Below are 13461 nucleotides of genomic sequence, written 5' to 3' on the forward strand. Positions count from 1 at the left end.
AGAACGACAGGCGATCAGGTGAGCGGGAGGCGTGCGCACATGGGCATGAGCGTGACCATCTCGGTGGCGACCGAGCAGGATGCAGAGCAGATCTTCAGGCTCCAGTACCTGTGCTTCCAGAGTGAAGCGGCGCTGTACGGCAACTACCGCATCGACCCGCTCGTCCAGAGCCTCGACTCGGTCCGCCAGGAACTCGCCACCGACTGCGTCTTCGTCGCCCGCCTCGGCGATGAGGTCGTCGGCTCGGTCCGCGGCTCGGTCACCGAGGACGGCGCCGCCGCCATCGGCAAGCTCTGCGTCCACCCCCGCCTCCAGGGCCACGGCATCGGCGCCCGCCTGCTCCGCGCGGCCGAGGAGGCCCTCGCCGAACAGCGCGGCGCCAAGAGGTTCCGCCTCTTCACCGGCCACCGCAGTGAGGGCAACCTCCGCCTGTACCGCCGGGTCGGCTACGAAACGGTAGGCACGTCAAAGGGCGCAGACGGCGTCCCGATGATCGTCCTGGAAAAGCCGGCCAGTACGTACGCGACAACGGCCTAGCTTTCCAACGCCCTCACTGAAGCGCCCCTTTTAGGGGCGCGGGGAACTGCGCGATCAGCCACAACGCACCCGCTGCCGCGCACGTTCCTCAACCAGTTCCCCCCTGGGCGCCCTTCCGCAACCAGTACAACGCGGAAAGCGGCAACAGCACGGGAATGAACACGTACCCCATCCCGTAGTCCGACCACACGGTCGCATCCGGGAACGCGGAAGAGTCGACGAGGGTCCACGTACCCACGATCAACACCCCCGCGAGCTCGGCGGCGCAGCACACCTGCGCCACCCTGCGCGCAGTCTCGCCGCCCCGCACCAGCGTGTACGTGATGAACGCGTACACGACCCCGGCAACGGCGGACAACGAGTACGCGAGCGGCGCCCGGTCGAACTCGGTCGCGATCTGGTAAGCAGAGCGCGACACCGCCCCGACGACCATCACACCGTAGAACCACACCAGCAGCGTCCCCGGCCCGCTGGTCAGCCGCTTCGGCCTCTCTTCCACGGCCGTCATCTCACCCTCCCCAGATGTCATAGAGCCGCACCTCCAGCACGGCCAGCACCACACCGCCCGCGGCGACCGTCACGGAACCCCACCGCGTCCGCTCGGCGAGCGACATGAACCCCGCGGCCGGCACGCACGCGAACGCGCCCAGCAGATAGGCGACGAAGATCGTCGTCCCCTGGTCCGGCTTCTCGCCCCGCGCCAGCAGGACGATCCCGGCGATCAGCTGGATCACCGCCAGCACCGTCACCACGGCCATCCCGATGAAGTGCCAGTCCTTCGTCGGCTGGTCCCGGTACGCCGCCCAGCCGCACCACGCGGCGAGCAGCAGCGCGGCGACTCCGGTCACCAGCAGCAGGGCATTGAGCATGCGGTGACCTTATTACGGCCGAATCGGCCCGATGCCGTCGCCCCTGTCGTACACCGTAGGGTCTAGACCATGACGATCCACGCACAAGCCCTGCTTTTCGACAACGACGGCACCCTGGTCTCCTCCCTCGAGTCGGTCGAGCGCTGCTGGACCCTCCCCCACGCCTAAAGGGCGCGGGGGGACCCCCACGGCGGCGGAGTACGGCGTCACCGAGGAGTTCGCCCGAGTCGAGCTGCACGGACGGCCCGCCGCGGACATCGTCGCCGACCTGCTCCCGCCGGCCCTCGTACCGGAAGCCGTCGCCCGCGTCGAACAGCTGGAGGTGGAGGACGTCCCCAACGGCGGCGTCCACCTGCTCCCCGGCACCGCCGCCCTCCTCGACTCCCTGCCCGCCGACCGCTGGGCCGTCGTCACCTCCGCCACCCGCCGCCTGGCCGAGGCCCGCCTGGAAGCGGTCGGGATCCGGCCGAAGACGCTGGTCTGCGCCGACGACATCACCCGTGGCAAGCCCGACCCCGAGCCCTACCTCCTCGCCGCCCGGCACCTCGGTGTCGACCCGGCGCACTGCGTGGTCTTCGAGGACGCCCCCGCCGGACTCCAGGCGGGCCGCGCGGCCGGCATGACCACCGTGGCGTTGGCCACAACCCACCAGGCGCACGAGCTGACCGCGGACCTCGTGGTGAAGGACCTCTCGGCCTTGTCCGCGCTGGTCGCCGAGGGCGGCGTCGAGATATCGCCCCGCGGCTGAAAGGTGTCCGCCGCTGTCCAGCATGCGGACGGCGGCGGCCTGTCAGGACCGTAGGTCTGGTTTACTGATCGCATGACCACGACGAGCGACCGCACTCCTGCGACCGAGGCGACCATGACGCCCGGTGCTCGTTGTATGTGTCGAATGTGCGCCTTCTAGAGGGCCCCCGCACCACCCCAGAGCCTCGCGCCCCGAAGCGAGCTGCCGTGGCCTGTCCGTACGCCCTGAGTCGTATGTGACCCGGCTGCCCCGCGCACGTTCTTCCTCCCGTACCAGGGCACACCCACGCCCGCGTACTCAACAGTGATGGAATCCCAGTGATCACCACATCGGGCCTGACCAAGGTCTATCGCACCCGCGGCCGAGAGGTCACCGCCCTCGACGGCGTCGACCTGCACGTCCGCGAGGGCGAGGTGTACGGCGTCATCGGCCAGTCCGGCGCCGGCAAGTCCTCGCTCATCCGCTGCGTCAACCTGCTGGAACGCCCCACCACCGGCACCGTGACGGTCGACGGGCAGGACCTCACCGCCCTCGCCGGACGCGGTCCCCGGGCCGGCCGGGAGCTGCGGCAGGCGCGCAGCCGGATCGGCATGGTCTTCCAGCACTTCAACCTGCTGTCCTCCCGGACCGTCCAGGACAACGTCGAGCTGCCGCTGGAAATCCTCGGAAAGTCGGGGAAGGAACGTTCCCGCAAGGCACTTGAGCTGCTCGACCTCGTCGGGCTCGCCGACAAGGCGAAGGCCTACCCGGCCCAGCTCTCCGGCGGCCAGAAGCAGCGCGTCGGCATCGCCCGCGCCCTGGCCGGCGACCCCAAGGTGCTGCTCTCCGACGAGGCCACCAGCGCGCTGGACCCGGAGACCACCCGCTCCATCCTCCAGCTGCTGCGCGACCTGAACCGGCAGCTGGGCCTGACCGTCCTGCTCATCACGCACGAGATGGACGTCGTGAAGACCGTCTGCGACTCGGCCGCGCTGATGGAACGCGGCCGCATCGTCGAGCACGGGACCGTCAGCGAACTGCTCGCGACCCCCGGCTCCGTGCTGGCCGCCGCGCTCTTCCCGGTCGGCGGCGACGCATCCGCCGACGACCGCACCGTCCTGGACGTCACCTTCCACGGTGAGGCCGCCACCCAGCCGGTCATCTCCCAGCTCTCCCGCACCTACAACATCGACATATCGATCCTCGGCGCCGCCATCGACACCGTCGGCGGCCTCCAGATCGGCCGGATGCGCATCGAACTCCCCGGCCGCTACGAGGACAACGTGGTGCCCATCGGTTTCCTGCGCGAGCAGGGCCTGCAGATCGACGTACTGGGCCAGGAGCCCGCGCTGGTGAAGGACGGTGCCAAGTGACCTGGTCCGAGATGCAGCCGCTGCTGTCCCAGGCGTGTTGGGACACGCTCTACATGGTCGGATGGTCCACGCTGATCGCCGTCGTCGGCGGCCTCCCGCTCGGCGTCCTGCTCGTCCTCACCGACCGGGGCGGCCTGCTCCAGAACGTGCTGGCCAACAAGGTCATCGGGCAGATCGTGAACGTCGCCCGCTCGATGCCGTTCATCATCCTCATGGTCGCCCTGATGAACTTCACCCGCTGGATCACCGGGACGACCATCGGCCGCGAGGCCGCCATCGTGCCGCTCGCGATCGGCGCCATCCCCTTCTTCGCCCGCCTCGTCGAGACGGCTGTCCGCGAAGTGGACGGCGGGCTCGTGGAGGCTGTGCAGTCGATGGGCGGCAACACCTGGACCGTCGTACGGAAGGTCCTCGTACCCGAGTCGCTGCCCTCGCTCATCTCCTCCACCACGACCACGATCGTCGCGCTCATCGGCTACTCCGCCATGGCCGGCACGGTCGGTGCCGGCGGGCTCGGCGACATCGCCATCCGCTACGGCTACCAGCGGTTCGAGACCGAGCTGATGTGGATCACGGTCGCCATCCTCGCCGTCGTCATCTCCGTCATCCAGTTCGCCGGCGACTACGCGGCCCGCTCGCTGCACCGCCGGGGCGGCCGGTCGGGCCCGGTGCCGAAGCTCCGGCTGCTCAAGGCGTCCACCGCGACGAGCAAGACCGTCTGAGCCCACCCCCTGTTTTCCCCGCACCACCCTCCGCGGGGTCGCTCCACCCTTAAGGAAAGGCACTTTTCGTGCGTAACACCGCCAAGCTCACCACCGCCGTCCTCGCCGCCGGAGCCCTCACCTTCGGGCTCACCGCCTGCGGCTCGGACAAGGACTCCGCCTCCGGCTCCGCCGACTACAGCGGACCGCTGGTCGTCGCCGCGAGCCCGACCCCGCACGCCGAGATCCTCGACTACATCAAGGACAACCTGGCGAAGAAGGCCGGACTCGACCTGGAGGTCAAGGAGTTCACCGACTACATCACGCCGAACACGGCGACCGAGGACGGCTCGGTGGACGCCAACTACTTCCAGAACAAGCCGTACCTCGACGACTTCAACAAGAAGCGCGGCACCCACATCGTGTCCGTCGTCACGGTGCACCTGGAGCCGCTCGGCCTCTACTCCCACAAGGTCAAGAGCGTCGACGCGCTGAAGAGCGGTGCGACCGTCGCCGTCCCCAACGACTCCGTGAACGAGGCGCGCGCCCTCAAGCTGCTCGCCGCCAACGGACTCATCACCCTCAAGGACGGCGCCGGCAGCGAGGCGACCCCGCAGGACATCGCCAAGAACCCGAAGAACCTCCAGTTCAAGGAGGTCGAGGCGGCCCAGACCGCGCGCTCCCTGGACGACGTGGACGCCGCGGTCATCAACGGCAACTACGCCATCTCGGCCGGCATCAAGCCCGCCAAGGACGCCCTCGTCCTGGAGTCCGCGAAGAACAGCCCGTACGGCAACTTCCTCGCGGTGAAGAAGGGCAACGAGAAGGACCCGCGGGTGAAGAAGCTCGCCAAGCTCCTCACCTCGCCCGAGGTGAAGAAGTTCATCGAGGACAAGTACCAGGGCTCGGTCATCCCGTCCTTCTGAGCCGTCGCGTCCTGCTGACGGCACGTATACGGCGTATCGCCACGCACGGGGTCCACTCGGTCACCACGGGTGGACCCCGTCGTGCGGTTCAGTGGTTTCATGCTGCATGCTGGGCAGTTCGCAGGCCCTGAACGATTTCCGAAGGTTACGGAGCGGCGCATGACTAGCACCTTCCCCAACATCTCCATCAGCACGGAGCGGTTGGTGCTGCGTCCCCTCGACGAGGACGACGTGCCCGCGCTGGCCGAGATGATGAACGACGAGCAGGTGGCGGCCTGGACCAGCGTCCCGCAGCCGTACAGCGAGGACGCCGCCCGGCGCTGGATCACCGAGCACGCCCCGGCCGATCGGCTCGCCGGCCGGGGACTCGACCTCGCCGTCACCGAGTTCCTCACCCAGCGGCTGGTCGGCGTCGTCCGGCTCGCCAGGACCAACTGGCACATCAGGTCGACCGAGTTGTCGTACATCATCGCCCCCTGGGCCCGCGGCGAGGGCTACGCGTCCGAGGCCGCGCTCGCCACCGCCCAGTGGCTGCTCGGCGACCAGAAGCTGGAGCGCATCGAACTGCGCACCGCCGCCGACAACACCGCCGCGCAGCAGGTGGCACAGAAGATCGGCTGTATCAGCGAGGGCGTGCTGCGCAACGCCTGCATAGTCCACGTCCGCACCGAGGACGGCACCTGGGCGGACGTGCGCAGCGACTACATAGTGTGGAGCCTGCTCCCGGAGGACCTGGAGGGCGCGGGTGAGGAACTCGCCGGAAGCGACGGCTTCACCTCCTGGAACTGACGGCGGCGGGACTCGCCCCGTCACGCGCCGTACACCTCCACCAGGTACCCTCACGGAGCCCGCCCGCCGGGCCCGGACCCTGACGACCTGCGAAAACCCTGGAGACTGACGACGATGGCCGACCGGGTCACGGTGATCGGCTGGGACGGCTCGCCCCTGACCGCCGCGGGGCGCGGCGCACTCGGCGCCGCCACGCTCGTCGCGGGCGCGGCCCACCATCTCGCCCTCCCCGAGGTGCCGCCCGGCGCGGAACGGATCCGCCTCGGCAGCGTTGCCCTCGCGGCCCGCCGCATCGCAGGCCACCGCGGCACCGCCGTGGTGCTCGCCGACGGCGACCCCGGCTTCTTCGGCGTCGTACGGACCCTGCGCGCGCCCGAGTTCGGCCTGGAGGTCGAGGTCGTCCCCGCCGTCTCCTCGGTGGCCGCCGCCTTCGCCCGCGCCGGGATGCCCTGGGACGACGCACAGGTGGTCGTCGCCCACCGGCGCACCCTGCGACGCGCGGTGAACGTGTGCCGCGCCCACACCAAGGTCGCCGTCCTCACCTCACCCGGCGCCGGCCCCGCCGAACTCGGCCTGCTGATGGAGGGCGTGCACCGCACCTTCGTCATCTGCGAGGAACTCGGCACCGAACGCGAACAGGTCCACGTCGTCACCTCCGACAAGGCCGCCGACCACGCCTGGCGCGACCCCAACGTCGTCATCGTCATCGGTGGTACGACCGGGGCGGTGACGGTGCCCGAGGGCGGCGGCTGGATCGCCGGCCGCGATCCGGCGGCCGGCCCGCGCGGTTGGGTGCTGCCCGACGCGGAGTACGGCGACGGAGCCCCGCTCGGCGAAGGGGAAACGGATCTGCTGCGGGCCGCCCAACTCGCCCGGCTGGGACCCCGGGTCGGAGACCTCGTCTGGGACATCGGCTGCGGCAGTGGCGCGTTCGCCACCGAGGCCGCGCGCGCCGGCGCCGCCGTCATCGCCGTCGACCGGGACCTCGCGGCGTGTGTGCGCAGCGAGACGGCCGCCCGGAAGTTCGGCGTCCAGCTCCAGATCGTGCACGGCGGCGCGCCCCACGTACTGGAGAACCTGCCCGAACCCGATGTCGTCCGGGTCGGCGGCGGGGGAGCGGCCGTGGTGAACGCGGTCGCCGACCGCCGCCCGCAGCGCATCGTCACCCACGCCGCCACCCGCGACGCGGCCGAACTCGTAGGACGCGGCCTGACCGAGCACGGATACCACGTCGAATGCGCCCTCCTGCAGTCCGTCGAACTCGACACCAGGGCCTGGACGGAGACCGAGCGGAACGTCGCGTTCCTGCTCAGCGGTGTTCTCCCCGAGCGCGCCCCGTGATCCTGTTGTCATACTGCGCGCGGTAGGCTGGCCGATCGCTGCACCGCACCGGTGGCCCGGAAATCTGTTCGTCAATGTCCGGAAAACACGCTCCTTTTGGGGCGGGTGTGGTACGGCAGAACCGGGGACGCGCAACGTGGCGCAGTCCACAGCGGGCTGTCGCGGATCACGCTGTCGCGACGGTCGAACGGCCGGGACAATGCCACTGAATGGCTTTGTCGCCTTTTCCGGCGGGTCGTTCGTGCCGCTGGGCACGCACGCTCGTTCTTGACTGTGGGGCGGTCGGTGCGCCGCCCCGGGCGAGCTGGTCGTAGAAGGCACTAACCGATGGGCGAGGGGTACGCATGACGGACACCGGCCAGGTCCCGGGCGAGGGACTGCCGGAGAGCGCAGGCATGGTGGAACAGCCGGGCGTTGCCGCGCACGGCGCGTACACCTACCTCTCCGAGTCGCCTGCCGAGGACGAAGAGGACCTGCTGCTCCCCGGCGCCCAGGGCGCCTGGGGCAACGAAGTGCCGCCGCCGGCCCCGGAGCCGGTCGTCGAGACCGTCCACGAGCCCGGCCCGCACGAGACGGGCGGCCGGGACAGCGGCTCGGTCGACCTCAGCGCGGTCCGGCTGCCCAGCTCGGTACCGGCGTCCCCGATCCTCTCCGTGCCGCACGACCCGGCGGCCGCCCCGGCCCCGCGCCGCCCGCTGCACCTCGGCCCGCCGATCCCCGACGCCTCCACCAGCCCGGTCCGCTCCCTCGCCGACCGCGGTCCGGCCGGCGCACCGGTACGGCAGCCGGGCGTGCCGGCGGCCGGTCCCGAGTACCTCGACGTCCAGGCGCTGCACGAGGCGGTACCGCAGTCTGCCGCGCCCTGGGGTGCGCCGCAGGCCGTCCCGCAGACGGCCCCGCCGGCCGCCCCGCAGGCCGCTCCGGTGGCACAGGTGGCCGCACAGGCCCCGGCTGCCGAAACGGTTACTCCGATCGTCACGGCTGCGGAGACGGCTGCTGTCGCGGCTCCCGCCGCGCCTGCCGCGCCCGTTGCTCCGGAACGTGAGCCGCAGCCCCGGCCGCAACCCGTGGCCGCCCACGAACCCGGCACTCCCGACCCGGCGGGCGCCGCGCAGGCGGCCGTCGCCCGCCTCGCCACGGCGGCCGTGGCCGCGGGCATCGCGGGCGAGCCGCAGGTACCGGAGGCCGGCGTCGGCGCGCAGCCCGAGAACGCCTACGGTTCCCAGGGCGCCGTCCAGCCGGTCGACGGGGGCGTTCCGGCGCCTGCGGCCGGGCCGGTGGCGCCGCAGGCCGTGCAGGCGCCGGACGTTGCTCAGGTGACGCAGGTTCCGCAGTTCCCGGACGCTCCGGGGATCGCCGAGGCTCCGCAGCCTCCGCAGGGGCCGGACGCGGTGCCGCCGCAGCCGGCTCCGGCGGACGTGGTGGGTCCGGAGACCGCGCAGGCTCCCGGCGCCGACGCGACAGCGGACGGCGGTACCCCGCCGGAGCCGGAGGAGGCCGGTCATCGGCTCGCGGAGCCGGAGACGGTCGCCGAGGCCGTGGTGGCCGCGCCGGAGCAGCAGGTCGTGGCGCCGGTCGGAGTGGAACGGACCCCGGAGCCCGTGCTGCCCGAGCCCGGCGGCCCGGCGACGGCAGCCGTCGTGTCCGAAGCAGTCGTGCCCGAAGCAGTCGTGCCCGAAGTGGACGTATCCGAAGCGGACGTACCGGAAGCTGTCGTGGCGCCAGTTGTCGCGCCGGACGGTGCCGTGGCGGAGGCCGTCGCGCCGGAGGCGGTTGTGCCGGAGGCGGTTGTGCCGGAGGCGGTTGTGCCGGAAGCCGTTGTGTCCGGGGCCCTTCCGGCTTCGGAGGCCGTCGTGGCCGAGCCCGCCCAGCCGGTGCCCGCCGTGCCGGTGCAGACCGAGGAGGCTGCCGCCGAGGAATCCGCCCCGGCAGCCCCCGCACCCGTCGCCGCCACCGAGGTCCCCCAGCCGGCGGAGCCCGTCACCGCGGCCGTCCCGGAGACCGAGCAGGTCCCCCCGCCCGCCGCGGCCGAGGTACCCGCGGCGGCTGTCGCAGCGCCGCCGGCCGAGGCCCCCGAGGCGCACCCCGCCGAGCCCGTCCAGCCGGTCGACGTCCCCCTCGCCGGCCCGCAGATCCGGGGCTCGGCGCCCGCCACCGAGGACGCCCCGGCGGTCGCCGTCCCGACGGAACCGGCCCCGGACCACCCGCTGGGCGAGTTCGTCGCCGTCGACGGCCAGGTGCCGACCACCCCGCACCTCGCCCCCACCCCGCCCCACCCGCTGATCCTCCCCGCCCAGGACCAGGGCGGACCGTCCGTGCCCGAACAGGCCGCGACGGTCCCCGCGCCCCGCGAGGCCGAACCCGCTCCGCTGCCGGAGCACCCCGATGTCGTACAGCAAGCGGAGGACCTGGACACCAGGGCCGCCGACCAGGAAGAGAGCACGGCCCCCGTGGCAGAAGCACGTCAGTCCACCGGCCCGGCCGCACCTGCCTACGACGACGCCGAACGCGAGGCCGTCCTCAAGGTCATGCGCGAGCGCCGTGACATCCGCAACGGCTTCCGCAGCGACCCCATCCCGCACGAGGTGCTGCTGCGTGTCCTGGAGGCCGCGCACACCGCGCCCTCCGTCGGCCACTCCCAGCCCTGGGACTTCGTCGTCATCCGCTCGGCCGACACCCGCCGCTCGATGCACGAACTGGCCATGCGCCAGCGCGACGCCTACGCCAAGTCCCTCCCCAAGGGCCGCGCGAAGCAGTTCAAGGAACTGAAGATCGAGGCCATCCTCGACACCCCGGTGAACATCGTCGTCACCGCCGACCCGACGCGCGGTGGCCGCCACACCCTCGGCCGGCACACCCAGCCGCAGATGGCGCCCTACTCCGCCGCCCTCGCCGTCGAGAACCTCTGGCTCGCCGCGCGCGCCGAGGGCCTCGGTGTCGGCTGGGTGAGCTTCTTCGACGAGCGCGAGATGGTCCGCGCCCTCGGGCTGCCCGAGCACCTCGAAGTCATCGCCTACCTGTGCGTGGGGTACGTCGACGAGTTCCCGGACGAGCCCGAGCTGATGCAGGCCGGCTGGTCCAGGCGCCGCCCGCTGTCGTGGGTCGTGCACGAGGAGACGTACGGCCGCCGCGCGCTGCCCGGCGAGGACCCGCACGACCTGCTCGCCGAGACCGTCGCCAGCGTCCGCCCGCTGGACGCCAAGGCGCTCGGCGAGGCCTGGGAGCGGCAGAAGCGGATGACCAAGCCGGCCGGTGCGCTCGGCATGCTGGAGATCATCTCCGCGCAGCTCTCCGGCCTGTCCCGGCAGTGCCCGCCGCCGATCCCGGAGCCCGCGGCCGTCGCGATCTTCGCGGGCGACCACGGGGTGCACGCCCAGGGCGTCACCCCCTGGCCGCAGGAGGTCACCGCCCAGATGGTGGCCAACTTCCTCGGCGGGGGAGCGGTCTGCAACGCGTTCGCGAGCCAGGTGGGCGCCGAGGTCTGCGTGGTCGACGTAGGCGTCGCGGCGGAGCTGCCCGCCACGCCGGGTCTCCTCCCGCGCAAGGTCCGCGCGGGCACCTCCGACATGACGACCGGCCCCGCGATGACCCGCGACGAGGCCAAGCAGGCCATCGAGGTGGGCATCGAGACGGCCCGCGACCTGGTGGCGGCCGGCAACAAGGCGCTCCTCACCGGTGAGATGGGCATCGCGAACACGACCGCGTCCGCGGCCCTGATCTCCGTCTTCACGGGTGCCGACCCCGCCGAGGTCACCGGCCGCGGCACCGGCATCAACGACGAGACCCTCGCCCGCAAGACCGAGGTGGTCCGCCGGGCCCTGGAACTCCACCAGCCGGACCCGGCCGACCCGATCGGTGTCCTGGCCGCGATCGGCGGCTTCGAACACGCGGCGATGGTGGGCCTGTTGCTGGGCGGCGCGTCCCTGCGCACGCCGGTGATCCTCGACGGCGTCAGCGCGGGCGCCGCCGCCCTCGTGGCCCGCGCCATCGCCCCCGAGGTCCTGGCCGCCTGCATCGCCGGCCACCGCAGCGCGGAACCGGGCCACGTGGCAGCCCTGAACAAACTGGGCCTGCGCCCCCTGGTCGACCTCGACCTCCGCCTCGGCGAGGGCACGGGCGCCTTGCTCGCCCTTCCGCTGGTCCAGAGCACGGCGAGGGCCATGCACGAGGTGGCGACCTTCGACTCGGCGGGCGTCACGGAGAAGTAGGGACCGACGTTCCCACGACGACCGGCGGTGGTCGGTCGCCTGCCGCCGGTGGTTGGCTGCCTGCCGCTGGTCGGGTCTCGTCGGTGGCCGGTTGCCTGCTGTCGGTCGTTGGTGGTCCGCTGGCGGTGGTTGGTTGCCTGCCGCTGGTCCGGTCGCTGGTGGTCGGTTGCCTGCCGTCCGCGGCCGGTGGTTGGTTGTCTGCTGCCGGTCGGGTCGTCGGTGGTCGGTTGCCTGCTGTCGTCGTGTGCCGTTTACCGCGCGCCATTGGCCGGTCGCCGGTCGCCGGTCGTCGGTGGTTGGGCGCCTGCCTTCGGCCGCTGACGGTTGGGAGCTGGGAACTGTGAGCTGGTCGCCCGTTGCTGCGCGGCGGGTGCGTCGGTTTCCGCTGGTTGCTGGTTGCTGGTTGCTGGTTGCTGGTTGCTGGTTGCTGGTTGCTGGTTGCTGGTTGCTGGTTGCTGGTTGCTGGCTGCTGGCTGTCGGACGCGGGGCGGCAGCGCCGGTGTCCTTGGCGGCCGACCGGTGGTTGTGGGCAGTCGTTCCGCTGGGGCGGAACGGGTGGGCACAACCACCCGCACCCCCGAACCCGGCACGCACTGCCCAGCCACCGGACACCCGACCCGCCCAAACCCCGCCCCGCTTAAAATGCCCACGTCAGGGCACCGGACACCGCCGCCACCCAAGGGAGCCGCCCCCTCATGGCCGAACACCCCGCCTACCCCGTAGGCCTCCGCCTCTCCGGCCGCCGTGTGGTCGTCCTCGGCGGCGGCCAGGTAGCCCAGCGCCGCCTCCCCGCCCTCATCGCGGCCGGCGCCGACATCACCCTCGTCTCCCCGGAAGCCACGCCTTCCGTCGAAGCGATGGCCGACGCCGGCGAGCTCACCTGGGTCAGGCGCCCCTACCGGGACGGCGACCTCGGCGAAGCCTGGTACGCCCTGATCGCCACCAGCGACACCGCCGCCAACAACGCCGCCTCCGCCGAAGCGGAGCGCCACCGCGTCTGGTGCGTGCGCTCCGACGACGCCGACCAGGCCACCGCCTGGACCCCGGCGACCGGCCACAGCGAAGGCGTCACGGTCGCCGTCCTTACCACCGACGCGCGCGGCCGCGACCCCCGCCACACCGCCGCCATCAGGGACGCGGTCGTCGAGGGCCTGCGCGACGGCACCCTCGTCGCCCCCCACCACCGCACCCGCACCCCCGGCGTCGCCCTGGTCGGCGGCGGCCCCGGCGACCCCGACCTGATCACGGTCCGCGGCCGTCGCCTGCTGGCCGCCGCCGACGTCGTCATCGCCGACCGCCTCGGCCCCCGCGACCTCCTCGCCGAACTCCCGCCGCACGTCGAGGTGATCGACGCGGCGAAGATCCCTTACGGCCGCTACATGGCCCAGGAGGCCATCAACAACGCCCTGATCGAACACGCCAAGCAGGGCAAGTCGGTCGTACGGCTGAAGGGCGGCGACCCCTACGTCTTCGGCCGCGGGATGGAGGAGGTCCAGGCGCTCGCCGAGGCCGGGATCCCCTGCACGGTCGTCCCCGGCATCTCCAGCTCGATCTCCGTACCGTCCGCCGCGGGCATCCCGGTCACCCACCGGGGAGTCGCACACGAGTTCACGGTGGTCAGCGGGCACGTCGCCCCGGACGACGAGCGCTCGCTGGCGGACTGGCCGTCCCTCGCGAAGCTGACCGGAACCCTCGTCGTCCTCATGGGCGTCGACAAGATCGGGAAGATCGCCGAGACCCTGGTCGCGCACGGGAAGTCCCCGGAAACCCCGGTCGCCCTGGTCCAGGAAGGCACGACGGCCGCTCAACGCCGGGTCGACGCGACCCTCGCCACGGTGGCGGAGGTCGTCCGCGCGGAGGAAGTGAAACCGCCCGCGGTCATCGTGATCGGCGAGGTCGTGAACGTAGGCCCGCGGACGGCGCCCTGAAGGGCGCCGACGTAACCCCGGGTAACACAACCCGCTCCAGACCATTGGCACCCCACCCAGGA

Annotated in this window: 10 protein-coding genes and 1 pseudogene; 9 read left to right on the forward strand and 2 right to left on the reverse strand. The window is 72.1% G+C overall.

What is annotated here, in order from left to right:
• The first annotated feature begins 39 nt into the window (after positions 1-39).
• Positions 40-537: a GNAT family N-acetyltransferase gene (locus tag ACZ4UV_RS43825; RefSeq protein ID WP_467846044.1), complete on the forward strand. Its 498-nt coding sequence runs from the start codon at positions 40-42 to the stop codon at positions 535-537.
• Positions 538-625: 88 nt separating this feature from the next.
• Here ACZ4UV_RS43825 and ACZ4UV_RS43830 read toward each other — a convergent pair whose 3' ends face one another.
• Both ACZ4UV_RS43830 and ACZ4UV_RS43835 read right to left on the reverse strand, forming a co-directional pair.
• Entirely contained in the window at positions 626-1045 is a 420-nt protein-coding gene (locus tag ACZ4UV_RS43830; protein WP_451018682.1) for a hypothetical protein, read from the reverse strand.
• A gap of 1 nt (position 1046) precedes the next feature.
• On the reverse strand, positions 1047-1406 hold the full coding sequence (locus tag ACZ4UV_RS43835) for a hypothetical protein (RefSeq protein WP_351498901.1): 360 nt from the start codon (positions 1404-1406) through the stop codon (positions 1047-1049).
• A gap of 69 nt (positions 1407-1475) precedes the next feature.
• Here ACZ4UV_RS43835 and ACZ4UV_RS43840 point away from each other — a divergent pair.
• The 8 genes and pseudogenes from ACZ4UV_RS43840 to cobA all read left to right on the forward strand — a co-directional run bounded on the left by ACZ4UV_RS43840 (position 1476) and on the right by cobA (position 13399).
• A pseudogene (locus tag ACZ4UV_RS43840) lies at positions 1476-2154 on the forward strand (HAD family hydrolase).
• A gap of 317 nt (positions 2155-2471) precedes the next feature.
• Positions 2472-3506 carry a methionine ABC transporter ATP-binding protein gene (locus tag ACZ4UV_RS43845; RefSeq protein WP_467846048.1) on the forward strand — a complete coding sequence of 345 codons (1035 nt, stop codon included), beginning with the start codon at positions 2472-2474 and terminating at the stop codon, positions 3504-3506.
• Positions 3503-4228, forward strand: coding sequence for a methionine ABC transporter permease (locus ACZ4UV_RS43850; protein WP_390048109.1), 726 nt, complete (start codon positions 3503-3505; stop codon positions 4226-4228). Before ACZ4UV_RS43845 ends, ACZ4UV_RS43850 begins: the two co-directional genes overlap by 4 nt.
• A gap of 68 nt (positions 4229-4296) precedes the next feature.
• Positions 4297-5133 (forward strand): MetQ/NlpA family ABC transporter substrate-binding protein, encoded by an 837-nt coding sequence (locus ACZ4UV_RS43855; protein ID WP_451018680.1) that lies wholly within the window; start codon positions 4297-4299, stop codon positions 5131-5133.
• A gap of 159 nt (positions 5134-5292) precedes the next feature.
• The gene (locus tag ACZ4UV_RS43860; protein ID WP_451018679.1) at positions 5293-5922 is read left to right on the forward strand and encodes a GNAT family N-acetyltransferase; all 630 of its coding nucleotides are present in this window, start codon (positions 5293-5295) and stop codon (positions 5920-5922) included.
• A gap of 114 nt (positions 5923-6036) precedes the next feature.
• Positions 6037-7263: a precorrin-6y C5,15-methyltransferase (decarboxylating) subunit CbiE gene (gene cbiE / locus ACZ4UV_RS43865; protein WP_451018678.1), complete on the forward strand. Its 1227-nt coding sequence runs from the start codon at positions 6037-6039 to the stop codon at positions 7261-7263.
• A 344-nt stretch (positions 7264-7607) separates the two neighbouring features.
• A complete protein-coding gene (cobT, locus tag ACZ4UV_RS43870) occupies positions 7608-11471 on the forward strand; it encodes a nicotinate-nucleotide--dimethylbenzimidazole phosphoribosyltransferase (RefSeq protein WP_467846062.1) in 3864 nt (1287 codons plus the stop codon).
• A gap of 695 nt (positions 11472-12166) precedes the next feature.
• Entirely contained in the window at positions 12167-13399 is a 1233-nt protein-coding gene (cobA, locus tag ACZ4UV_RS43875; protein WP_451018676.1) for a uroporphyrinogen-III C-methyltransferase, read from the forward strand.
• The last annotated feature ends 62 nt before the right edge of the window (positions 13400-13461 follow it).

Source organism: Streptomyces sp. NPDC028289 (genome assembly GCF_055565975.1).